The sequence below is a fragment of the Streptomyces sp. NPDC059248 genome (genome assembly GCF_042753905.1).
GTDB lineage: Bacteria > Actinomycetota > Actinomycetes > Streptomycetales > Streptomycetaceae > Streptomyces.
In genome coordinates this window covers 1-22644 of the sequence record NZ_JBHYZV010000080.1, presented here as the reverse complement: position 1 = coordinate 22644, position 22644 = coordinate 1, and the positions used below count along the sequence as shown (strand labels likewise).

Genomic DNA, 22644 nt, shown 5'->3' with positions numbered 1-22644 from the left:
GGCGCTTCGGTCATCTGGATGCAACCGGGGGCAACGCTCGCCCGTCCAACGGGTGTGGGGCGGGCGGACGCATCGTTCCCGACACGTGAGACCACAAGGGATCGAACGAATCGGGGTAGCGCTATGGTCGTTTCCGTATTGCGTACGGAAGATTTACCGCGAGAGGAACGGTTCGAGAGCTGGTACGAGCTGGTTGTTCGGTCAGTGCTTCCTGTCACTGTGCGCAGCGAGAAGCGGTACGACTTCCGGGCCTCGTTACAGGTGAGGGATTTCGGCTCAATACAGGTGTCGAAGGTTGTCTCGCCTGCTCTAGAGACGGCCCGGGGAGAAAAGATGATCCGCCGCTCCGATCCTGAGTGGTATCAGATCTACCTTCAGCTCGACGGCACGACCGTTCTTTCGCAGGGCGGCCGAGAGGCCGCGCTTGACCCTGGTGATCTGGTTCTCTTCAGCAGTTCCAGCCCTTACAGGGCTACCACCTCTCCCGGATACACTTTCGGTACCTGTACCATTTTGCAACTGCCCTATGAGCGACTGCCGTTTCCTCGGCGAGTGATTGACAGAGTGTCGTCCCGTCGGCTGACAGCCAGTTCCGGAATCGCTGCCGTCACCAGACGTTATCTCGCCGAACTATCCGACCAGGCTCCTCACTGCACACCCCGCAGCATGACGGACATGGCCGGCGTGACGCTGGATCTGATCAGCGCTTGGCTTGCCTACGAACTGGAGGAAGAAGCCCGTGTGCCGCCGGTTGTGCATCATCGAGTGATGGAGGCACGTGTCCACGACTACATCCGCCGGCACCTGGGGGACCCCGGGCTCACCCCCGCCGTCATCGCGTCTGCACATGGCATGTCCGTGCGATCGCTGTATCAGCTTTTCGAGAGGCAGGGTCTGACCGTGGCTGCATGGGTCCGCGAGCGACGCCTGGAGAACTGTCGCCGAGACCTTGCCGACCCCGACCTGTGCTCCCGCTCCATCCAGGCCATCGCCGCACGCTGGGGCTTCACCGACCCCGGACATTTCAGTCGCCTCTTCCGGCGTACCTCCGGCGTGACACCCACTGACTACCGAGCACAGCACCTGATGCACAAATCGCCAAGGACTGTGCAGATCTAGCCAAGGCCCCGGCCGGCACGGCGCCACATCCTTGAGTTGGGCGCTCCCTTGGTAGGTACGGCGATCGCCTTCGAGGCAGATGCCCCCTCAACCACAGCGTCATGGCCGAGTCTCCATGCCTGTGTCACGCTCTGTACGGAAGGAACCGTATGTCTGCCGTTTTCACCCCTAGGATTTTTGCCGCGCTTGGGAGTGCGGCCCTTGGGTCTGCACTGTTTCTGGGGACTGGCCTGGCCGCGCCCGCCCTGGCCGCGCCCGCCCAACAAAGCGCCTGCACGACAGATTCAATCTTCACCAGCGGAGCGAAGGCGTATGTTCAGGAGTGCCAGGAGGGCAACCGAGTCCGCGTCAAGGGCTGGGTCGAAGACACCCATGCCGACGGCCAATGCGCCTATCTTCGCGTCCAGATCAACACGTATGTCAATTCCTGGCAGGCATGCCCTGCAGGCACACGAACACCGGTTGATACGGGATGGCACGTCTACCCGTTTGGTGCAAAATACTGGCTCGTTGAGGCGTAGCCCCTGTGTCAGACGTACTGGCGCTCATCTGAAACGCTCCAGGTCCGGCTGACCATCCTAGAGAGTGCTTGCGCGGGGCCAGGCGTACCAGCCCCGCGCAAAGACCAAAGCAAGTCTGTCCCTTACGGCGTGGCCCGGTGAGATTCCGCTCCGCTGCAGCGCCACGGGGCTCAGTAGTAGATGAAAGGCCCGTGCGTTACGAGTTTGCAGATGCGGCCCCGTAATGAGGATGGCATGAAAGGCCGCCAGGGTCGGATTTTGCCAGACACGGGTCGGTTCCCTTGCCGCCGTAGCAGCTGTGCACACCTCTTGACGGCAAGCCGCACTACGAACATCCGGCCGTCGGTCCACTGCCCATGACGGAGGTCCTACCAGGAACGGAGCTCTTCGGGGCGACGCCCTCGGCGATCTGGGAACGGACGCGGGTGATCTTCGGGCTCCAGTAGTCGACGACCTTAAGACCGTTTCCTATCTCGTTTCCTAGAAGAAGCCCAGCTTCTTCGGAGAATATGACAAAAGCAAGTTCTTCGTCTGCTGGTAGTGCTCCAGCATCATCCGGTGGGTCTCGCGTCCGAAGCCCGACTGCTTGTAGCCGCCGAAGGCCGCGTGCGCGGGGTAGGCGTGGTAGCAGTTCGTCCAGATGCGCCCCGCCTGGATCGCCCGGCCCGCGCGGTACGCCGTGTTCACATCGCGCGTCCACACCCCGGCGCCGAGCCCGTACAGCGTGTCGTTGGCGGTGCGGATCGCCGATTCGAAGTCGGAGAAGGAGGCGACCGCGACGACCGGGCCGAAGATCTCCTCCTGGAAGATCCGCATCCGGTTGTCGCCCTCGAAGATGGTCGGCTGGACGTAGTAGCCGCCCGCCAGTTCGCCCTCGTACGTCACCGGTTCGCCGCCTGTGAGGACCTTCGCGCCCTCCTGCCGGCCGATCTCCAGATAGGAGACGATCTTGCGGAGCTGCTCCTCGGACGCCTGGGCGCCGATCATGGTGTCGGTGTCGAGGGGGTGGCCCGTGGTGATCTTCTCGGTACGGGCGATGCCCGCGTCGAGGAAGTCCGCGTAGTGGCCCCGCTGGACGAGGGCGCGCGAGGGACAGGTGCAGACCTCGCCCTGGTTGAGGGCGAACATGGTGAAGCCCTCCAGCGCCTTGTCCCGGAGTTCGTCGTCCACGGACCAGATGTCGTCGAAGAAGATATTGGGTGATTTGCCGCCCAGTTCGAGGGTGACCGGGCGCAGATGCTCGGCGGCGTACTGGAGGATCAGCCGTCCGGTACTGGTCTCCCCGGTGAAGGCGATCTTGGCGACGCGGGGGCTGGAGGCCAGGGGCTTGCCCGCCTCCTCGCCGAAGCCGTTGACGATGTTCAGGACGCCCGGGGGCAGCAGATCGGCGACGAGGCTCATCCAGAAGTGGATCGACACCGGTGTCTGCTCGGCGGGCTTGAGGACGACGGCGTTGCCCGCCGCCAGCGCGGGGGCCAGCTTCCAGGCGGCCATCAGGAGGGGGAAGTTCCACGGGATGATCTGCGCCACCACGCCCAGCGGTTCGTGGAAGTGGTACGCCACCGTGTCCTCGTCGATCTGGCTCAGTGCGCCCTCCTGGGCCCGCAGCGCGCCCGCGAAGTAGCGGAAGTGGTCGATCGCCAGGGGTATGTCGGCGGCCAGGGTCTCCCGTACGGGCTTGCCGTTGTCCCAGCTCTCGGCGACGGCGAGCGCCTCCAGATGCTCCTCCATCCGGTCCGCGATCCGCAGCAGGACCAGGGCCCGGTCCGCCGCCGCGCGCGCTCCCCACGCGGGCGCCGCCGCGTGGGCGGCGTCGAGGGCGCGCTCCACGTCCTCGGCGGTGCCCCGCGCCACCTCGGTGTACGGGCGTCCGTCGATCGGGCTCGGATTCTCGAAGTAGGCGCCCTGGGCGGGGGCGATGTACTCCCCGCCGATCCAGTGGTCGTACCGCGGCTGTAAGGAAACGATCGAGCCGTCGCTGCCGGGGTTCGCGTATCGGGCCATTCCCAGCCTCCCGGGGAGGTGCCGCCCGCCGTTGGACGGCGTTCCCCGGGAGGCTAGACGCGGCAAGGTTGCGATCGCGTTGCGCGCGGGGTCCAGCAGCGCGCGCCCGGAACATCTGCCGGGGTCACGCCCGCTGCCACCGGTCGATCTCCCGGACCCGGGCGAGCGCCGCAGCCCGCCGCGGGCCGTCGAGCACCGAGGCCAGCGTCTGCCAGACCGTGAGATCGTCCTCGCCCCAGGGGCTGTACGCCCAGTCCCCGAGCAGCCCCGGATCCCCGCGCGCGATCAGCGCGGCGCGGAGCTGGTCCGTCGTCCTGCGCCGCATCCGTACCACCGCGGGCGCCTGCGACGACGGCAGCAGGGGACCGGTGTACGCGCCGGCCGCGCCGGTCACCGCCCCCGACGCCAGCCGCCGGGCCACCGTCCCGTAGTCGGAGTCGACCCGGGCGGCGATCCGGTACGGGCGCGAGCGCAGCAGCTCGGGCCCGAGCAGACCGCGCAGCCGGGAGAGTTCGGCGCGCAGGGTCACCGGGGTCACGGACTCGTCCTCGTACAGCTCCGTCATCAGCTCGTCCCCGCCGATGCCGTCGGGGCGGCAGGCGAGGAGTACGGCGATCTCGCTGTGCCGCCGGCTCAGCCGTGTCCTGCGCCCCTCCACCACCAACAGCGCCTCGTCGCGGCCGAGAGCGGAGAGCTGCACGCTCCCCGCGGCCGGGGGTGGGGCGAGAAGCGCGAGCTGGGACTCGGCGGCCCGCGCGACCGCCGTGACGAACGCCAGGCTGTGCGGATGCGCCAGCCGGTCGCCGCCGGTGATGTCGACCGCCCCGAGCACCCGGCCGGTCACCGGGTCGTGGACCGGTGCCGCGGCACAGGTCCACTGCTGGACGGGACGGCAGAAGTGCTCGGCCGCGAAGACCTGCACCGGACGGTCCACCGCGATCGCGGTGCCCGGCGCGTTGGTTCCGGCCACCGCCTCGGCCCAGCGGGCCCCCGGGACGAAGTCCATGGCCCGGGCGCGGTTCCGGGTGGCGCGCGGCCCGTCCACCCACAGCAGCCGGCCGCCCGCGTCGCAGACCGCCACGAGATGGTCGCCGTCCATGGCGTAGGGCGCGGTCAGCTCCCGGACCAGCGGCATCACCCGGGCCAGGGGGTGGTTCTCGCGATAGGCGATCAGGTCGTCGTCGGCCAGCTCGACGCCGACCGTGGCCTCCGGGCTCACCCGGGCCCGGGCGGAGCGCCGCCAGGAATCGGCCACCTCGGGCCGGACCGGGCGTTCGACCCGGCCCGCCGACAGATACGCGTCGTACGCCCTGCGCAGTTCGGCGATCCGCTCCACAGGATCGGCGCCGGCTTCCAGGGCCACCCATGAATCGCTCAACTCGGCCTCCCAGGCACCCATCGTGACCGAGGCGCGCGGGCGCGACAAGCCGCTGACACATCCTCAGCAACTGTGCGTCCACGGGTCGTCACGGCCCGAAGCGGCCCGGTGTCGGGCCGCGTACCCGGAGGCCACGGGCCCGGCGCCGGTCCACGGCCGAAGAGATATCACTCGTGTGAGTGATATTTCGTTCGCACGTGCGAACCGCTATGGGGTGGGTCCGTGGGTCAGGCGAAGTTCACCAGCCGGATGTACCGCACCCAGTCCCAGAGCGGCCCCGGATCGGTATGCGTGGCACCGGGCACCTCGTGATGGCCGATGATGTGCGCCCGGTCCTTGGGAATGCCGTGGCGGTCGCAGATCGCGGCGGTCAGCGCGGCGGAGCGTTCGTACAGGGCATGGGTGAAGTAGGCGGGCCGGTCGACCCAGCCCTCGTGCTCGATCCCGATACTGCGGGTGTTGTACGACCAGTTGCCCGCGTGCCAGCCGATGTCCCGCTCCCGGACGCACTGGGCGACGCGCCCGTCCGCCGAACCGACGACGTAGTGCGCCGACACCCGCCGGGCCGGGTCCTGGAAGATCCGTACCGTGTCCTCGAACGTCTCCTGGGCGATATGCACGACCACCCGGTCGACGGCGTACGAGGCCGGGCGGGTCGACACCGTGAAGTTGGCGGACGCCGCGGGGCGCCACACCGCGCCGGGCTGATCCACGGAGAAGGTACGGGCGGGTGCCGCGTGCGCGGTACCCGCCGACGGCAGCGCGCCGGCGGCCGCGGCCGTCAGCGCGGCGGCCGACCGGAGCAGATATCGACGGTCCATGAGGCTCTCCTGAGACGCTGAAGCGGATGGCCTCCTCGGGACGGGGAGCGGGGGCCGCCCCGAGGATCTCGCGCCGTCGGCCGTTTCGCCCGCACATCGACACCTTCGGGTGTCATCCGTCACGAACACGGCGGAACGGGCCTCCCGCGCGGCGGGCCGGGGCCGTCGCCGACCGGTGGGCGGACTGGTCCCGGGCCGGTCCGGTGGGAGGCAGTGGCCGGTCCCGGCCGGTCCGGCCCGAGCGGATCCACCGTACGTCCGGCCGGGCCCCCGCGGAAGACGGCCGGTACGACCTTTTACCCGACAACCCGCCGTATCTGTAAGGGAGTTGGGGGCGGCTGACCGCCGCCCCCGGTCGGTCCGGACCGGCGGTCAGCCCGACTCCCCCGCCGGGGCGGCGGCGGAGGCGAGCGCCGCCTCCGGATCCCGCTCCGCCGGACCCGCGGGAACCCAGCGCGCCCGCTCCTTCCGGTACGGCCACCACCGCCCGTCGGGGCCGTACCGCAGCTGGACGTCCCCGCCCACGACCGTCCAGCGGCCCGCCGCCGCCGACCGCAGCCGGGGACGGTCCGCCGCGGACTCCCAGGCGCCGTCCAGCGCCGCCGCGGCACGCGCCAGCTCACCGGCGTCCGGGGACCAGTCGTCGCCGAGGACGGTCAGCGCCACCGGGCCGCCCGTCCGCCAGGCCCGTACCGCCAGGTCCAGTTCGGCCCGTGTACGGCCGGTGGCCGCGGCCAGCCGGCCCGCGATCACCGGGCCCGGTACCGCCGCCGCCAGCCGTACCGCGTCCTCGTCGAACGCCGGTACCGGCTCCGCGGGCCGCTGCTCGTGTCCCGGTGCCAGTGCCTCCGCCAGAAGCCGGTGCGCCCGTACGGCCGCGTCGGCGGCGAGGAACTCCAGAGCGTCCGGGTCGACCCCGGGCACCGGATCCGTCTCGGTGTCCAGGGACGGCGGCAGCCCGGGCTCGTCGGGCACGGCCGGCGCGGCGGGCAGCGGCGGAAGGATGTCCCCGGCCGCGAACGCCTCCGCGGCGGGCACCCCCGAAGCTGCGGGCGCGCCCTCCGGCGGGCCACCGGCGGCCCGTGCCGTACTCCGTACCTGGAGTTCGTCCAGCAGCCGCCGCTCGTCCCGGCCCCGCATCAGCAGCAGTACGAACGGATCCTGGTCCAGCAGCCGTGCCACCGTGTAGCAGAGGGCGGCGGCGTGCGGACAGAGATCCCACGCCCCGCAGCCGCACTCCGGCTCCAGATCGCCCGTCCCCGGCAGCAGATCCACCCCGGCCGTCGCCGCGTCCTCCACGAGGTGCGGCGGCATCTCCCGGTCCAGCAGGGCGGCGATATGGCCCGCCCGGTCGACGGCCGTGTCGAGGAATCGGTCCCAGTCGCCGTCGCCCAGCTCCTGGAGCAGCACATCCACCCGGTGCCGGGTGCCGTCGCGGTCCCGTACCACGGCGGTGATCCGGCCCGGCCGTACCGACACGGCGCCCACCGAGCCGTCCCTGGCGTACTTCCGGCCCTTCGTGACCTGCTCGGAGTCGAGCGCCGTGTTCTCCAGCGCCTGGATCCAGGTCCGCCCCCACCAGCTCTGGGCGAACCCCCGGCCGCGCACCGGCGGCAGCGCGGCGAAGGTGCGCTCCGCCGAGGGCGCCGCCCCGGCCCCGTCGTCGTACGACTCGGTGTCCTCGTTCTCGTACCCGTAGGTGTCCTCCATGGGTGACATCAGCGCGCCCCTCCTCGCAGCTCCACCAGATCCGCCAGTTCGGCGTCGGTGAGTTCGGTCAGCGCCGCCTCGCCGGAGCCGAGGACCGCGTCCGCCAGCTCCCGCTTGCGTACCAGCATGTCCGCGATCCGGTCCTCGATCGTCCCCTCCGCGATCAGCCGGTGGACCTGTACGGGCCGGGTCTGGCCGATCCGGTACGCACGGTCCGTGGCCTGCGCCTCGACCGCCGGGTTCCACCAGCGGTCGTAGTGCACGACATGCTCGGCCCGGGTCAGGTTGAGCCCGGTGCCGGCGGCCCTGAGCGACAGCAGGAACACCGGTACGTCCCCGTTCTGGAAGCGGTTCACCATGGCCTCCCGTTCCGGTACGGGCGTTCCGCCGTGCAGCAGCTGCACCGGTACGCCCCGGGCCGTCAGATGGCCCGCCAGCAGCCGGGCCATCGCCACGTACTGCGTGAACACCAGGACACCGGCGTCCTCGGCGAGGATGGTGTCGAGCAGCTCGTCCAGCAGCTCCAGCTTCCCCGAACGGCCCGGGACCACCGGCCGTTCCTCCCGCAGATACTGCGCCGGATGGTTGCAGATCTGTTTGAGGGCGGTCAGCAGCTTGACCACCAGACCGCGCCGCTCCATGCCGTCGGCGTCGGCGATCGCGGCCAGCGTCTCGCGCACCACGGCCTCGTACAGCCCCGCCTGCTCCGGGGTCAGCGACACCGCGCGATCGGTCTCCGTCTTCGGCGGCAGCTCGGGCGCGATCCCCGGATCGGACTTGCGGCGGCGCAGCAGGAACGGTCCGACCAGCGCCGCGAGCCGCCGCGCCGCGGCCGGGTCGCCGCCCTCGGCGGCGCGCGCGTAACGGGTGCGGAAGGTGCCGAGACGGCCCAGCAGGCCCGGTGTCGTCCAGTCGAGGATCGCCCACAGCTCGGTGAGGTTGTTCTCCACGGGGGTGCCGGTGAGGGCCACCCGTGCCTTCGTGCCGATCGTCCGCAGACTGCGCGCGGTCGCCGAGTACGGGTTCTTGACGTGCTGGGCCTCGTCGGCGACGACCATGCCCCACGGGACCGTCGCCAGCCGCTCGGCGTCGAGACGCATCGTGCCGTACGTGGTCAGGACGAACCCGGGATCGCTGCCGCCGCCGCCGTCGCTGACGCCGTCACCGGAGTCCGTGAGGCCGTCGAGATCGCGGAGGGAGCCGTGGAACCTGCGTACCGGCGTTCCCGGGGCGAACCTCTCGATCTCCCGCTGCCAGTTGCCCATCAGGGACGTCGGACAGACGACCAGGGTGGGCCCGGCGGCCGACGGGTCGGTCCGCCGGTGGAGATGGAGGGAGATCAGGGTGATGGTCTTGCCGAGTCCCATGTCGTCGGCGAGACAGCCGCCGAGGCCGAGGGACGTCATCCGGTGCAGCCAGTTCAGACCGCGCAGCTGGTAGTCGCGGAGGGTCGCGGCGAGGGCGGCGGGCGCGGCGATCTCCGGCTCGCCGCCCTCCGGATCGGCCAGCCGGTCGCGCAGCCGGGCCACCCACCCCGACGCCTCCACCTCCACCCGGCGGCCGTCGACCTCGGCCGAACCGGTGAGGACGGCCGCGAGGGCGTCGACGGGCGTCACCTTGCGGTCCCGGCTGAGCCGGGCCCGCCGCAGCTCCTCGGGGTCGACCAGGACCCACTGGTCGCGCAGGCGTACGAGGGGCCGGTCGGCCTCCGCGAGCCGGTCCAGCTCCGCGCGGGTCAGGGTCTGCCCGCCGATGGCGAACCGCCAGTCGAAGGCGAGCAGGGCGTCGGCGGAGAGGAAGGACGGCAGCCCGGATTCGTCGTCGCGTCCGCCGTCGCCGCCCTCGCCGCCGGTGCCGTCGTCGGCGCCGTCCGGGAGGCCGACGACGGCGCGCGCGACCAGGCGGCGCGCCATGTGCCGTGGCCAGTGGACCTGGACGCCGCCCGCCGCGAGGGCCCGCGCGGCGTCTCCGAGCAGTTCGGCGACCTCCTCGTCGGCGAGGTCGATGGCGTCCGGCACGGCCGCGTGGAGCAGCGGTGTCAGGGGCGCCCAGGAGCGCGCGGCCCGGCGCAGGGCCAGGAGGGCGTCCATCCGGGCGCGCGGACCGAAGGAGGAGTCGCCGCCGCCCGCCCAGACGTCGGCGGCGTCGAGGACCACGGCCGGATCGGCGACGCTGTGGATCTGGAGCACGGCCCGGAAGCCGGGTTCCGGTTCCGGTTCCGGTTCCGTCTGTTGCGGCGGCCGTTCGGTGTCCGCGGCCGTCAGTTCGACCCGCAGCGACAGCCGTACGCCCGCGTCATGACCCGCGGCGATATCCGCGGCCCAGGCCCGGGCGCCCGGCAGGCGCCGGGGCTCGGCGGCGGCGAACGCGGCTCCGCCGGCCGCCGCCGCGGCGGCCGGGGTACGGGGCAGACAGTCGGCGACCGCGTCCGCGAACGACCGCACCAGCCGTTCCGGTTCGGGCAGCAGCAGGGGGCCGGAACCGTCGGCGCCCTCCGGGACGTACGGCACGGCGTGCGCGGCCGGGGGCATCGACGCGGCCAGGACGCGGACGGCCTCCGCGTCCGCCGGGGTCAACGGGCCGGCGCGCCAGGCGTCGTGGTCGGTGGGGCTCAGCCCGGGGAGGAGCAGCCCCCGGGCCGTGAACTGGAGCGCGAGTACGGCGGCGGCGCCCCAGAAGGCGGCGGAGGGCGAGGCGCCGGGGGTGGTCCGGGCCCGGGTCAGGATCGGGAGCGCGTCCTGGACGGAGAGGGTGAGGGCGGTGACGGCGCGCGGCCGGACGTCGTCCCCGACGACCGTCACCGACTCCACCGACCCGGCGGGATGGAGCGGCGGGGCGGTGGAGTCGGCGTACCAGAACGCGAACCGGCCCGTACGAGGGGGATCGTCGGCGAGGAAGGTGACACGGCAGTGGGCCGAGGGGGCCGGGAGCCCCGCCGATGACGGCGGAACGGAGGATGCGGCGGGTGTCAGGAGGGGTCCGTCGGCCGGTGAGGGTGGTGCCGCGGAGGGTCTGTGCACAGTGATGACCGGATTCCTCAAATTTGACTACTGAGGGGTGGAGTCGTTGATTGTACTTCGAGGACGTCTTGGGAGAAGCCGCGTGGGGCGTGATGTGCGTCACGCCTGCCCTGGGGGTGTCGCCGGCTACACCCCGGGTGGGGGGCTGCCCCCGGGGGAGGCCGGGGGATGGCTCCATGGTGTCCGGACCGCCTCCGGACCTACGTTTTCGGTACGGCGCCGAGCGGTCGCCTTTCTCCTTTTCGGACCCGGTACGGGCCGCGGGCCGCGCGGCCTCCACCGGAGCCGGCCGTACGGCCGCCCCTCGTCGATCCTTCAGGCCCCTTGAAGCCGCCTGAGCCCCTTCAGACTCGGAGAGCGTCATGTCGCAGGTCACCGTCGCCCCCATTCCGCCGCCGTCCCCGGACCCGGCCGCACCCGGCCGACCCGACGGCGCGGACGCCGGAGGCGGCGACCGGCAGCGCTCCGCCGGCAGTGACTTCGCGCCCCTGCTGCGCATCGTGCGGGAGCAGGGTCTCCTGGAGTACCGGACGGGCTGGTACGCGCGCTCCATCGCCGTCAATGTGCTCGGGATCGCGGCCGTGATCACCGGGATGGCGCTGATCGGCGGCTCGTGGTGGGTGCTTCTGCTCGCCCCGGTGCTGTCGGTGCTCTTCACCCGAGCCGCCTTCGTCGCCCATGACGCAGGCCACTCCCAGATCACCGCCGACCGTCGGGCCGGCCGGCTGATCCAGCTGCTGCACGCCAATGTGCTGCTCGGTATGAGCCAGGAGTGGTGGAACGACAAGCACAACCGCCACCACGCCAACCCCAACCACATCGACAAGGATCCGGACGTCGTCGCCGACATCCTCGTCTTCACCCGGAAGCAGGCCGTGGGCCGCACCGGTTTCCGGCGGTGGCTCACCCGGCACCAGGCCTGGCTGTTCTTTCCGCTGACCACCCTGGAGGGGATCGCCCTCAAGCTCTACGGCTTCCGCGGAGTGTTCGGGAAGAACGGGCCGTTCCGGTCGGCCCGGGCCCGGTGGACGGAGGGCGCCCTGCTGATGCTGCACGTCGCCCTCTATACGACGCTGTTGCTGACGACCATGCCGGCCGGGCAGGCAGCGGTCTTCGCCCTCGTCCACCAGATGGCCCTCGGGCTCCACCTCGGGATGGCCTTCGCCCCGAATCACAAGGGGATGGAGATGGTCGACGAGGAGAGCGGCAAGGGGCGGGGGCATCTGCGCCGTCAGGTGCTCACCTCCCGCAACGTCCGCGGCGGAGCGGCCACCGACTGGCTGCTGGGCGGTCTGAACTACCAGATCGAACACCATCTCTTCCCGAGCATGCCGAGGCCGCATCTGCGGCTGGCCCGGCCTTTGGTACGGGCCCACTGCCGGGCGCTGTCGCTGCCGTACACCGAGACCGGGCTCGTGGAGTCGTACCGCCGGGCGCTCGCCCATATGCACGAGGTCGGCGAACCGCTGCGGGCGGGCGGATAGTGGAACTGCGGCACGGGTCCGTACGTTCCACCCGACAGGAGCGGCCGAGGCCGCGCGAGGAGGCACCGAGATGTCGACACGTACGAAGATCGCCGTAGGCGGTGTGGCCGTCGGCCTGCTGCTGATCCCCTTCATCGGATTCTGGTGGGCCCTGCTGGCGGTGCTGGGCATTCCGGCCGCCGCCTATCTGGCCCTGGACCCGAGCCAGCGCCGCAGGCTGCGGCGGGTGACCCGCAAGGAGCTGAACCGCTGAACCGCGATCCGCTGATCGGTCGATGTCCCGCTGAACCGCGATCCGCTGATCGGTCGATGTCCCGCTGACCTGCGATCCGCTGATCCGTCGCTGACCCGCCGACCCGCCGACCCGCTGATCCGCCGATTCCAGCCCCGGGCCCCGCTCCCAGCCGAGTGGCCCGGGGCGCGCGTGTGTCCGGCCCCGTCCGGGGAGGAGTCCGGCCGTGGCCATGACACGGATACCAGCCCGTGGGTAACGCGGCGCGGGGACCCCGTACCGCGACACTGCCCGGACCCCGCCCGGCCGTGTCGGCCCGGGTCCGGCGTGCCGGGAATGAACGCGTGATCGAGCCCTGCCGGGCGCGGAGGACGGCGTTCGGGAAATGCAATCCCATCGCGGGTCGCGAAGGAGCCGGGAGAACCGGAGATGTCCGGGAGAAGGCGGCCGGGAAAACCCGTCGGACGTCCGGCCGAGGCCGTGTCGTACCGCCCCGGATTACCTCGCGCGGACGTTCCGCTGCCATGGCCGGAAATTGTGGTCGCTCCGCCCGGAAGGCACCGTGACGATGGTCACGGCACCCTAGGGCGAAGCGCCCGCCCGACCCGTTCGGGATGCCGCGCAGGGGAACGCCCGGGCCGCCGGCCGGTGTCCGGGGCGGCCGTCGCTGAACAGGGGCGACACCCCGACCGGCGATCCCGCCGGGGCTCCGGGGCGTCCCCGGGGGGAAGGGGCCGCCGGTGCGGCGGCGGCACTCTCCCGGCCGTGTTTCCCCTGACCGGCAGGGCGACACGCCGGGGAGTCGGTGATTTTCGCGCGTCCCCGCCGGGACGTATTCCACCGGCTTCCGGTTCGGTTCGTGCGAGGCGGCGCCGTTCTCCGCTGGTACGGGCCCGGTAAGTACCCGCGGAAGTGCCCCGTTCGTCTCGCGGAATATGCCGGACGGATACACCGGGCGCGACACTCCGATTCGGCGGGACGGCAACACCTTGCTCTGCGCTCTGGTGTGCGAAAAGCTGGCGTTCGACACGGGGAACGCGCGCACGGGAGGGGAACAACCATGCCGCTGGACAAGGGACTCGACTGGCTGCTCGACGATCTGACACAACGCGTCGAACACATCAGACACGCCCTGGTGCTGTCCAACGATGGCCTGGTGACGGGGGCGAGTACGGGCCTTGCCCGGGAGGACGCGGAGCATCTCGCGGCCGTCTCCTCCGGGCTGCACTCGCTCGCCCGGGGCTCCGGGCGGCACTTCAGGGCCGGGCGGGCACGCCAGACGATGGTCGAGTTCGACCACGCCATCCTGTTCGTCACCGCGGCGGGCGACGGCAGTTGCCTCTGCGTGTTCAGCGACGCCGACGCCGATGTCGGGCAGGTCGCGTACGAGATGACGCTGATGGTGAACCGCGTGGGCGAGCATCTGAGCGTCGCGGCCCGGCAGCCCGGACCCAGCCCGTCCGACGTGCGCTGACAGCCTGTCCCCGCACATCGGACCGTACGGCCCCGGGCGGGGCCGGGCGCGGGTCGCGTGGAGTTGTCCACAGGCCCCGGCGCGCGGAGCGGTACCGGGCTACGGTCGTCACTCACCGTATTCGTGCTCGCACGGGGGAGACGATCGCCATGACCGGACAGCACCACGCCACGCCCGGTGGACAGAAGGGAACCGGCCGGCCTGAGGGCGGACGGACAGGGGAGGGCGAGGCCGCGCCGCCCGTCGCACGCGGCACCGCCGGGGCGGGGCCGCGGCCCGACGACCCCGGTCTGACACCCGGTGGTGCGGCCCGCGCGCTCGGGCTGCGGACGGGCGAGCTGGAGCTGGCCGTTCAGCTCGGATGCGTCCGCGCCACCCGTGACACGCCGGGCGGACCGCTCAGGATCAGCCGGGAGGAGATCGCCCGGCTGGGCTCGGGGGACCGGTCCGGCGAACTGCGGCACTGGGTGGAAACGGTCGATACGACCACGGGCGCGGCCCTGGTGGCGATCAGCCCCGCGCGGTTCACCCGGCTCGCCCGGACGGGCCATCTCGTGCCCGTCCGCTTCTATCTGAACCGCTATCGGACCGTCGTCTGGCACTATCTCGCCACCGAGGTCGAGGCGTTCGCGCTGGCCGAGCCCGGAATGCTCACCGGACGCGCGGACCCGGCACTGCGGGCGCGGCTGGACCGCGGAGAGGACCGGCGCGCCGTGAACTGGCGCAGTAAACGACTCGGGCTGCTGCTGCGGATCACCACCGACCACTGGGAACGGGCCGCCGCCGTCGCCGCGCTCCTCGACCCGCTGGGCGTCGCCGATCTGGTGCCGGACCCCTACGAGCGGTCCCTCCTCGGCACCCTGCGGCCCGACATCGCGGGCTCGCGGCCCGCGTCGCCCGCCGCCCTGGCGGTCGCGGAGCGGCTGACCACCGCCGACGACCCCGACGAGATCGCCTGGTACCGGTCGCTGCTGGGCCGGGAACTGGACGAGGCCAGGAGGGACCGGCCCGCACCACGCCCGACGGCCGGTGCGCCCCGGAGCCGAGCGGTTTCCGGACCAGGGCCCCTCGGCCGGGGACCGGCGGAACCACCGGTGACCGCCGTACCGGGCGCGTGCTCGCCGACGGACCGCCCCGCACCGCCACGACCGTCGTTCCCGCCGTCGGCACCGCCACGGCCCAAGACCCCGCCACGAGCGTGGACCCCGCCGGGATCCGTCCGGACCGAATCGAGGAGTCGCAGGCTGCTGGCCGCCCTGCGCCGGGGCACTCCTCAGGGCCCCGCGCCGGGCCGGAAGGCCCGCCGGGACCGCGGTGGAGCGGATCAGTACTGAGCGGCGCCGCGTGGACCGAGGGCCGCCGATTGCACGGTGGCCCCGCCCCCCTCCTGTACGGCCTGCACCACCGCCTGGTGCAGCGCACGGCTCGCGTCCTCGGACTCGCAGGGCGTGGGGCTGCCCGACAGGGTGAACCAGTCGGACGCGCCGCTGTACTGCACGGCGACGCGCACCTCACCACCGGCCCAGGTGGTGTGCACAGTGAGATCCCCGGTCAAAACGCCGACTTCGTCGGTGAGCACTCCTCCGCGCCCGGAATACACTCCGGTCGTCGTCCATGATGCCCAACTCATCCTCCCAGGCTCGCACCACCGCGACGAATACGCGACCGTCGTGCGGGCCCGGCGGCCGGATCCCGGTGCCGGGCCCCCGCCGGACGGCGGCCCACTCCGCTCCGGGCGACCGGACGGACACCCTCCGTGTAGCGCACCTGAGGGTCCGGTTAAGAAATCCTCGATGGACGTCCGAGGGCTCCACTGGGCAGATTGGTCCCCGTCGTCCCGCACTCTGACCCCTCTGACCGGACCTGCCACCGTTTGCGGTGTTCCTCCAGGCTGTCGCAGCCTGTCACTGACCAGAGCCGCGCCCGCCCCCCAGCCGTTGGAGCCGCCCGATGAAGGCCCTTGTCAAACAGCACGCGGAGCCCGGCCTGTGGCTCGTCGACGTGCCCGAACCGGAACCGGGTCACGCCGATGTGCTGATCAAGGTGCTCCGTACGGGTATCTGCGGCACCGACCTCCACATCCGCAACTGGGACGGCTGGGCCAGCCAGGCCGTGTCCACTCCGAGGATCCTCGGCCACGAGTTCGTCGGCGAGGTCGCCGCCGTGGGCCCGGACGTCGCGGACATCGCCGTCGGCGACCTGGTCAGCGGCGAGGGACACCTCGTCTGCGGCAAGTGCCGCAACTGCCTGGCCGGGCGCCGCCACCTCTGCCGCAGCACGATCGGTCTCGGCGTCGGCCGGGACGGCGCCTTCGCGGAGTACGTGGTGCTCCCCGCCGGCAATGTGTGGGTCCACCGCACCCCCGTCGACCTCGACGTCGCCGCCATCTTCGACCCCTTCGGGAACGCCGTGCACACGGCGCTCTCGTTCCCCCTCGTCGGCGAGGACGTCCTGATCACCGGCGCCGGACCGATCGGCATCATGGCCGCGGCCGTCGCCCGCCATGCCGGGGCCCGCCATGTCGTCATCACCGATGTCAGCGACGCCCGGCTGGAGATCGCCCGCAAGGCCGGGGCCCATCTCGCGCTCAACGTCGCCGAGCACCCCGTCGCCGAGGCCCAGCGCAGGCTCGGCCTGAAAGAGGGCTTCGATATCGGACTGGAGATGTCCGGCCGCCCCGAGGCCCTGCGCGACATGGTCGACAACATGACCCACGGCGGCCGGATCGCCCTGCTCGGCCTGCCCGCCGAGGAGTTCGCCGTCGACTGGTCGAAGATCGTCACCTCGATGATCACCCTCAAGGGGATCTACGGCCGGGAGATGTTCGAGACCTGGTACGCGATGACCGTCCTGCTGGAAGCCGGTCTCGACCTCGGCCCGGTGATCACGGGCAGTTACGGCTACCGGGACTTCGAGGCCGCCTTCGACGAGGCAGCCACCGCCCGCAGCGGAAAGATCATCCTCGACTGGACCGCCTGACCGCCCCGCCCGAACGCCCCGCGTGACCGGCTCCGCCTCACCCGGTCCCGCCCGCCCACGGCCCGCCGAAGCGGCCGTGCGACGCCGACCGATTCCTCCTAGGGAGCACCCCTGATGTTCACCTCCGTACGCGACGACCTCCGCGGCACCCTCGACGAGATCCGCGACGCGGGCCTCCACAAGCCCGAGCGGGTCATCGGCACCCCCCAGGGCGCCAGCGTCGGCGTCACCACCGGCCCGGGCGGGGACGAGACCCGTGAGGTCCTGAACTTCTGCGCCAACAACTACCTCGGCCTCGCCGACCACCCGGACGTCGTCGCCGCGGCCAAGGACGCCCTGGACCGCTGGGGCTACGGCATGGCGTCCGTACGGTTCATCTGCGGCACCCAGGACGTCCACAAGCGGCTGGAGGAGCGGCTCTCCGCCTTCCTCGGCCAGGAGGACACGATCCTCTACTCCTCCTGCTTCGACGCCAACGGAGGTGTCTTCGAAACCCTCTTCGGGCCCGAGGACGCGGTGATCTCCGACGCCCTCAACCACGCCTCCATCATCGACGGCATCCGGCTCTGCAAGGCGTCCCGTCACCGCTACGCCAACCGCGACCTGTCCGAACTGGAGCAGCGGCTCAAGGAGACCCAGGACGCCCGGAGGCGGCTGATCGTCACCGACGGCGTCTTCTCCATGGACGGCCATATCGCCCCCCTCGCCGAGATCTGCGACCTCGCCGACCGCTATGACGCGATGGTGATGGTGGACGACTCCCACGCCGTCGGCTTCGTCGGCCCCGGCGGCCGCGGCACCCCCGAACTCGCGGGCGTCATGGACCGGGTCGACATCATCACCGGCACGCTCGGCAAGGCGCTCGGCGGTGCCTCGGGAGGCTATGTCGCCGCCCGCGCCGAGATCGTCGCCCTGCTGCGGCAGCGCTCCCGTCCCTACCTCTTCTCCAACTCCCTCGCCCCCGTGATCGCGGCCGCGTCCCTGACCGTGCTCGATCTGCTGGAAACCGCGGGTGACCTGCGACGTCAGCTCGCCGACAACACGGCGCTGTTCCGCCGCGAGATGACCGACGCCGGATTCGCCATCCTCCCCGGCGACCACCCGATCGTCCCCGTCATGATCGGTGACGCCGCCGAGGCGGCCCGGATGGCCGATCTCCTCCTCGACCGGGGCGTCTACGTCATCGGCTTCTCCTACCCCGTGGTGCCGCTGGGCCGGGCCCGGATCCGTGTCCAGCTCTCCGCCGCCCACTCCACCGAGGACGTCCGCCGGGCCGTCGCCGCCTTCGTCTCCGCCCGGGACGCGCTGACCACCTCCTGAGGGCTGGCAGGATGGCGGGGTGATCGACCCCCGACGGCTGCGCATCCTGCGGGCCGTGGCGGACCACCGTACGGTGACCGCCGCGGCCGCCGCCCTGTATCTGACCCCCTCCGCCGTATCCCAGCAGCTCAGCGCGTTGGAACAGGAGACGGGGCACACCCTGCTGCTCCGTGGCGGCAAGGGGGTCAGGCTCACCCCGGCCGGGGAGATCCTCCTCACCCACACCCATGCGATGCTGGCCCGGCTGGAGCGCGCCGAGTCGGAGCTGGCGGCGTACGCGGACGGCACCACCGGCGCCGTCACCGTGGCCGCCTTCGCCACCGGGATCACCGAACTCGTCGCCCCCGCCCTGCGCGCCCTCGCCGACGGGCACCCCGGGATCGGGATCCGGGTCCGGGACGCCGAGGGCGACGAGAGCCTGCCCCTCGTCCTCGACGGCGAGGCGGACATCGCGGTCGCCGTCGAGTACCGGGGCGCCCCGGGCCCCGACGATCCACGGCTCTTCCGGGTACCGCTGCACGCGGAGCCGTTCGACGCGGTACTCCCCGCCACCCATCCCCTGGGCGGGCTGGCGCGGATCGAGCTCGCGGCGCTCGCCGACAGCGACTGGATCGGCCCCCATCCGGGCAATCCCTGCCACGACATGGTGGTACGCGCCGGTGAGCGGGCCGGGTTCACCCCCCGGCTGGTCCACGCGTCCGACGACTTCCACGCCCATGTGGCCCTGGCCGCCGCCGGGGCGGGCGTGGCGCTCGTGCCCCGCTCGGCCCTGCGCGGCACCGAACTGCGGGGCGCCGTGGTCCGGCCCGTCTCCGGCCCCGCCGCGACCCGCCGGGTCTTCGCGGCGGTCCGCCGGGGCGCCGAGGACCACCCCCTCTTCCGGCCGGTGCTCGACGCCCTGGGGACCGCCGCGACCGCACTCGGCACCACCTCCTGACCCGCCGGCCGGCCGGCGCGGGTCAGTGCGACGAGAGCGCGGCCTTGAGCCCCGCGTCCAGGCTGTAGGAAGCGCCCTCGCGGTAGGCGCGTTCGTACACGGCGTCCCCGGCGGCCTCCCGGGCCGTCCGTTCGCACGCCTCCCGTACCGCCCGCAGCTCGGGTGTGCCCCGCTGCGGGTGGCCGACCGTACTCCAGAACGCCTGCCCGGTCCCGTACACCTGACCGACCCGCTCCCCGTCGCCCGCCGCGGCGATCGCCGCCGCCAGCGCGTCGAGGCCCAGGGCGATACCGAAGTTGTCGCCTATCCCGTGCTTGCCCTCCAGCATGTTCCTGGCATGGGTCGCGGCCCCCAGCGCATCGCCGCCGAAGAGGGCGATCAGGCTCAGCTGGTAGTCGAGATACGCCCGGGTCCACGATTCGCCCCGGTCCACACAGCCACCCCGCAGCGCCAGGGCCAGCTCCCGGGCCTCGGCATGGCGTTCGAGACCGGTGAGAGCGAAGACCTGGACGAGATGGCAGCGGAGCCGGGACGCGGACTCGAAGGCATGCCCGCCCGCCGCCCGGAGCGTCTGCACCGCCGTGGCCTCGGCGTCCAGCGGGCTGCCCGTCAGCAGATCGATCAGCCCCGACAGATACGCCGCGGCCAGCACACCCTCCGCCTCCCGGTCGGCCGCCGCCGACAGGGTGCAGTCGTCGCTCACCTGCCGCGCGTAGCCGTAGTCGCCCTGGAGGGTGACCGTCACCCCGAGGGCCCACAGGCCCCGGGTGCGGTCGGTGCCCGGCGCGGGATGGGCGTCGAGGGTCTGCTGGAGGTAGTCCCGGGCCTCGTGCAGATGCCCGCAGCAGCTCCAGAAGAACCCCACGAGCCCGGCGAGCCGCAACGCCTGCTCGGGGGAGTGGCTCAGGAAATGGTCGAGCGCCGAGCACAGTTCGTTGTGCACGGCGCTGATCCTGCGGTACCAGCGCGCCTGCTCAGGGCCCAGCCACTCACGGTCCGCGCACTCGGCGAAGCGTAAGAAGTACTCCGCGTGGCGCCGCGCCAGCACCGAGTCCTCCTCCAGGGCGCGCAGCCACAACGACCCGTACTCCCGGATGGTGTCCAGCATCCGGTAGCGGATGCCGTCCCCGTCCGGTGTCTTGACGACCCTGAGGACGGAGATGTCGACCAGCCGCTCCAGCAGCGGACCCATCGTCGTCGCGTCCAGCGGCCCGCCGCCGCACACGGCCAGTGCCGACGATTCGTCGAAGTCTCCGCGGAAGACCGTGAGCCGTGCCCACAGTAGCCGTTCGAGTGGGGCGCAGAGTTCATGACTCCACCCGATCGTGGTACGCATCGTCCGGTGCCGTTCCGGCCGGACGGTGCTGTCCTCCTCCGCTTCCAATACGTCGAACCGCGAGGTCAGCCGCTCGGCGACCTCCATCACACCGGTCCGGGCCGCATGGGCGGCGGCCAGTTCCAGGGCGAGCGGGATGCCGTCGAGCCGACGGCAGATCCAGCGGGCCGCCGCCGCCCCGTCCCGGGCGGCGAACCCGATGGCCTCCCCGTCGTCATCCGCGGGGGCGCCCGGCCGTGTCGCGGCAGGGACGGATCCGCCCGCGGCCAGGACCCGCTGGGTGAACAGCTCCAGCGCGTCCGGCCCGTCCAGCGGCAGCGGCTCGACGTCGATCAGCCGTTCGTCGTCGAGACCGAGCGGCTGGCGGCTGGTGGCGAGCACGGTCAGACCCGGGACCGCGGTCAGCAGATCCCCGATCAGCACCCGGCACGGGCCGACGAGGTGCTCACAGGAGTCGAGCACCAGCAGCAGCCGCTTCTGCGTGAGCCATTCGCACAGGGCGTCCACCGGCATACGGGGCGTATGGTCCGCCAGATCGCAGGCGTCGGAGACGGTGGCGAGCAGCAGCCGGTCCCCGTACAGCGGGGAGAGTTCGGCCCAGGCCACCCCATCGGGGAATCCCTCGGCGACCTGATGGGCGGCGCGCAGCGCCAACCGTGATTTTCCGACGCCGCCGGGACCGACGAGGGTGACGATGCGGTGCTTCCTCAATGCCCGGTCCAGCCGGAACAGTTCCCAGTTCCGTCCGACGAAACTGGTTGATTCCTCGGGAAGGTTGCCCAACACGCGCCCATTGTTGCGCACCTTCCGGCCTCTTGGCCCAGCCACGGAATCGGGGAAGCGCCGTGGAAAGCCGAATGCGGCGCGAAATCGCCGCCGGGCGGCCGGGTCGGGTGGCATTCCGGCCGCGCCCGCCGCCGGCCGGGGCCCCAAGCACATGCGCTTGCAGATATGCCGCGTCTGCAATTATTGTTCACGCGGACAAGATGCGATGGCAATCGATGGAGGTACCCCGTGCCGCTCGCCCTTCTCGCCCTGGCCGTCGGGGCTTTCGGTATCGGAACCACCGAGTTCGTGATCATGGGGCTGCTGCCCGAGGTCGCCGACGAGTACGGGGTGTCGATTCCGCTCGCCGGGTGGCTCGTCACCGGGTACGCGCTCGGTGTCGTCCTCGGAGCGCCGCTGATGACCGTCATCGGCGCGCGCGTTCGGCGCCGTACGGTACTGGCCGTCCTGATGGGGCTCTTCGTCGCCGGCAATCTGCTGTCGGCGCTGGCCCCCGACTTCTGGCTGATGCTCGCGGGCCGGGTGCTGACGTCCCTCGCCCACGGCGCCTTCTTCGGGATCGGATCGGTCGTCGCCGCCGATCTGGTGGACTCCCGGCGGAGGGCGGGGGCGATCGCGCTGATGTTCACGGGGCTGACGGCGGCCAACCTGGTCGGGGTGCCGCTCGGGACGGTCGTGGGGCAGGCCGTGAGCTGGCGCCTCACCTTCCTGCTGGTCGCCGCCGTGGGGGTGATCGGTCTCGTGGGCGTCCTGCGGCTGGTGCCGGACGTCCCCCGCCCCGAGGGCGTGCGGCTGCGGGACGAGATCGCCGCCTTCCGCAACGTCCAGGTGCTCCTGGCCATGGCGATGACGGTGCTCGGCTTCGGCGGCGTCTTCGCGTCGATCACCTATATCGCGCCGATGGCGACCGAGGTCACCGGGTACGCGGACGGTTCGGTGACCTGGCTGCTGGTGCTGTTCGGTGCGGGCATGGTCGTCGGCAACCTCGTCGGCGGGCGCCTCGCCGACCGGGCCCTGATGCCGGTGCTGTACGGGTCGCTGGGCGCCCTCGCCGTGGTCCTCGCGCTCTTTGCCGTGACCGCGCACCACCGGGTCGCCGCCGCGGTGACGGTCGCCCTGATCGGCGCGCTCGGCTTCGCCACCGTACCGCCGCTGCAGAAGCGGGTCCTCGACCAGGCGGCGGCCGCCCCCACCCTCGCGTCGGCGGTCAATATCGGGGCGTTCAACCTGGGCAACGCGATCGCGGCCTGGCTCGGCGGCCTGGTGATCGCGGCCGGATTCGGCTACACCGCGCCCAACTGGGTGGGGGCGGCGCTCGCCGCGTCCGCGCTGGCCCTCGCCGTGCTCTCCCGCAGGCTGGAGCTGCGGGGGCCGGCTCCGAGCCGGATCGCGGCCGGGGCGGGTGCGGAGCCCGCCCCGATGGCCGGCGCCACTGCCCCGCCCGTGGGGGCCGGGAACGGGAGCGCCGGGGTGTGATGGCGGCGGGCGTACGGCGGCACCCGCGGCAAGGGTGCCGCCGTACG

At 72.0% G+C, this 22644-nt stretch carries 17 protein-coding genes; 10 read left to right on the top strand and 7 right to left on the bottom strand.

Going from position 1 to position 22644, the window contains the following annotated elements; all coding sequences use genetic code 11:
* Positions 1–18: 18 nt before the first annotated feature.
* Together ACFXG1_RS27225 and ACFXG1_RS27220 are read left to right on the top strand one after the other, a co-directional pair.
* A complete protein-coding gene (locus tag ACFXG1_RS27225) occupies positions 19–1119 on the top strand; it encodes a helix-turn-helix domain-containing protein (protein WP_384712916.1) in 1101 nt (366 codons plus the stop codon).
* Positions 1120–1268: 149 nt separating this feature from the next.
* Positions 1269–1640, top strand: a complete 372-nt coding sequence (locus ACFXG1_RS27220; protein ID WP_384712913.1) for a hypothetical protein — start codon at positions 1269–1271, stop codon at positions 1638–1640.
* A gap of 480 nt (positions 1641–2120) precedes the next feature.
* Here ACFXG1_RS27220 and ACFXG1_RS27215 read toward each other — a convergent pair whose 3' ends face one another.
* The 5 genes from ACFXG1_RS27215 to ACFXG1_RS27195 form a co-directional block, all read right to left on the bottom strand.
* Positions 2121–3644 carry an aldehyde dehydrogenase family protein gene (locus ACFXG1_RS27215; protein WP_384712910.1) on the bottom strand — a complete coding sequence of 508 codons (1524 nt, stop codon included), beginning with the start codon at positions 3642–3644 and terminating at the stop codon, positions 2121–2123.
* A gap of 124 nt (positions 3645–3768) precedes the next feature.
* Positions 3769–5043 (bottom strand): GAF domain-containing protein, encoded by a 1275-nt coding sequence (locus ACFXG1_RS27210; RefSeq protein ID WP_384744959.1) that lies wholly within the window; start codon positions 5041–5043, stop codon positions 3769–3771.
* Positions 5044–5249: 206 nt separating this feature from the next.
* Positions 5250–5843, bottom strand: coding sequence for an N-acetylmuramoyl-L-alanine amidase (locus tag ACFXG1_RS27205; protein WP_384724152.1), 594 nt, complete (start codon positions 5841–5843; stop codon positions 5250–5252).
* Between the two features lie 372 nt (positions 5844–6215).
* The gene (locus tag ACFXG1_RS27200) at positions 6216–7553 is read right to left on the bottom strand and encodes an SWF or SNF family helicase (protein ID WP_384744957.1); all 1338 of its coding nucleotides are present in this window, start codon (positions 7551–7553) and stop codon (positions 6216–6218) included.
* A gap of 8 nt (positions 7554–7561) precedes the next feature.
* The gene (locus ACFXG1_RS27195; protein WP_384744955.1) at positions 7562–10525 is read right to left on the bottom strand and encodes a DEAD/DEAH box helicase; all 2964 of its coding nucleotides are present in this window, start codon (positions 10523–10525) and stop codon (positions 7562–7564) included.
* A 410-nt stretch (positions 10526–10935) separates the two neighbouring features.
* On the opposite strand from ACFXG1_RS27195, the gene ACFXG1_RS27190 reads away from it, so the two are divergent.
* The 4 genes from ACFXG1_RS27190 to ACFXG1_RS27175 all read left to right on the top strand — a co-directional run bounded on the left by ACFXG1_RS27190 (position 10936) and on the right by ACFXG1_RS27175 (position 15097).
* The gene (locus tag ACFXG1_RS27190; protein WP_384718415.1) at positions 10936–12057 is read left to right on the top strand and encodes an acyl-CoA desaturase; all 1122 of its coding nucleotides are present in this window, start codon (positions 10936–10938) and stop codon (positions 12055–12057) included.
* A gap of 70 nt (positions 12058–12127) precedes the next feature.
* On the top strand, positions 12128–12310 hold the full coding sequence (locus ACFXG1_RS27185) for a hypothetical protein (protein WP_384718413.1): 183 nt from the start codon (positions 12128–12130) through the stop codon (positions 12308–12310).
* 1039 nt (positions 12311–13349) lie between these two features.
* The gene (locus tag ACFXG1_RS27180; RefSeq protein ID WP_384718411.1) at positions 13350–13763 is read left to right on the top strand and encodes a roadblock/LC7 domain-containing protein; all 414 of its coding nucleotides are present in this window, start codon (positions 13350–13352) and stop codon (positions 13761–13763) included.
* Positions 13764–13912: 149 nt separating this feature from the next.
* Positions 13913–15097, top strand: a complete 1185-nt coding sequence (locus tag ACFXG1_RS27175) for a DUF6397 family protein (RefSeq protein WP_384718409.1) — start codon at positions 13913–13915, stop codon at positions 15095–15097.
* Here the strand turns inward: ACFXG1_RS27175 and ACFXG1_RS27170 are convergent.
* Positions 15088–15393: a hypothetical protein gene (locus ACFXG1_RS27170; protein ID WP_384718407.1), complete on the bottom strand. Its 306-nt coding sequence runs from the start codon at positions 15391–15393 to the stop codon at positions 15088–15090. The genes ACFXG1_RS27175 and ACFXG1_RS27170 overlap by 10 nt on opposite strands.
* Before the next feature lie 320 nt (positions 15394–15713).
* Here ACFXG1_RS27170 and tdh point away from each other — a divergent pair, with 320 nt between their 5' ends.
* From tdh to ACFXG1_RS27155, 3 genes are all read left to right on the top strand, one after another.
* Entirely contained in the window at positions 15714–16742 is a 1029-nt protein-coding gene (tdh, locus tag ACFXG1_RS27165) for an L-threonine 3-dehydrogenase (protein WP_384744944.1), read from the top strand.
* Between the two features lie 114 nt (positions 16743–16856).
* Entirely contained in the window at positions 16857–18062 is a 1206-nt protein-coding gene (locus ACFXG1_RS27160) for a glycine C-acetyltransferase (protein WP_384723551.1), read from the top strand.
* 19 nt (positions 18063–18081) lie between these two features.
* The gene (locus ACFXG1_RS27155; protein WP_384744942.1) at positions 18082–18999 is read left to right on the top strand and encodes a LysR family transcriptional regulator; all 918 of its coding nucleotides are present in this window, start codon (positions 18082–18084) and stop codon (positions 18997–18999) included.
* Between the two features lie 22 nt (positions 19000–19021).
* Here the strand turns inward: ACFXG1_RS27155 and ACFXG1_RS27150 are convergent, their stop codons facing one another.
* Entirely contained in the window at positions 19022–21121 is a 2100-nt protein-coding gene (locus ACFXG1_RS27150; protein ID WP_384719921.1) for an ATP-binding protein, read from the bottom strand.
* A 228-nt stretch (positions 21122–21349) separates the two neighbouring features.
* Between ACFXG1_RS27150 and ACFXG1_RS27145 the strand changes: the two genes are divergently transcribed.
* A complete protein-coding gene (locus ACFXG1_RS27145) occupies positions 21350–22597 on the top strand; it encodes an MFS transporter (RefSeq protein WP_384744940.1) in 1248 nt (415 codons plus the stop codon).
* Positions 22598–22644 lie beyond the last annotated feature (47 nt).

What these genes read in the sequence shown, in the direction of transcription:
- tdh (WP_384744944.1), top strand. Translation starts at nt 15,714, where the DNA reads ATGAAGGCCCTTGTCAAACAGCACGCGGAGCCCGGCCTGTGGCTCGTC.
- ACFXG1_RS27190 (WP_384718415.1), top strand. Translation starts at nt 10,936, where the DNA reads ATGTCGCAGGTCACCGTCGCCCCCATTCCGCCGCCGTCCCCGGACCCG.
- ACFXG1_RS27180 (WP_384718411.1), top strand. Translation starts at nt 13,350, where the DNA reads ATGCCGCTGGACAAGGGACTCGACTGGCTGCTCGACGATCTGACACAA.
- ACFXG1_RS27175 (WP_384718409.1), top strand. Translation starts at nt 13,913, where the DNA reads ATGACCGGACAGCACCACGCCACGCCCGGTGGACAGAAGGGAACCGGC.
- ACFXG1_RS27185 (WP_384718413.1), top strand. Translation starts at nt 12,128, where the DNA reads ATGTCGACACGTACGAAGATCGCCGTAGGCGGTGTGGCCGTCGGCCTG.
- ACFXG1_RS27210 (WP_384744959.1), bottom strand. Translation starts at nt 5,043, where the DNA reads ATGGGTGCCTGGGAGGCCGAGTTGAGCGATTCATGGGTGGCCCTGGAA.
- ACFXG1_RS27215 (WP_384712910.1), bottom strand. Translation starts at nt 3,644, where the DNA reads ATGGCCCGATACGCGAACCCCGGCAGCGACGGCTCGATCGTTTCCTTA.
- ACFXG1_RS27160 (WP_384723551.1), top strand. Translation starts at nt 16,857, where the DNA reads ATGTTCACCTCCGTACGCGACGACCTCCGCGGCACCCTCGACGAGATC.
- ACFXG1_RS27205 (WP_384724152.1), bottom strand. Translation starts at nt 5,843, where the DNA reads ATGGACCGTCGATATCTGCTCCGGTCGGCCGCCGCGCTGACGGCCGCG.
- ACFXG1_RS27200 (WP_384744957.1), bottom strand. Translation starts at nt 7,553, where the DNA reads ATGGAGGACACCTACGGGTACGAGAACGAGGACACCGAGTCGTACGAC.
- ACFXG1_RS27225 (WP_384712916.1), top strand. Translation starts at nt 19, where the DNA reads ATGCAACCGGGGGCAACGCTCGCCCGTCCAACGGGTGTGGGGCGGGCG.
- ACFXG1_RS27220 (WP_384712913.1), top strand. Translation starts at nt 1,269, where the DNA reads ATGTCTGCCGTTTTCACCCCTAGGATTTTTGCCGCGCTTGGGAGTGCG.
- ACFXG1_RS27170 (WP_384718407.1), bottom strand. Translation starts at nt 15,393, where the DNA reads ATGAGTTGGGCATCATGGACGACGACCGGAGTGTATTCCGGGCGCGGA.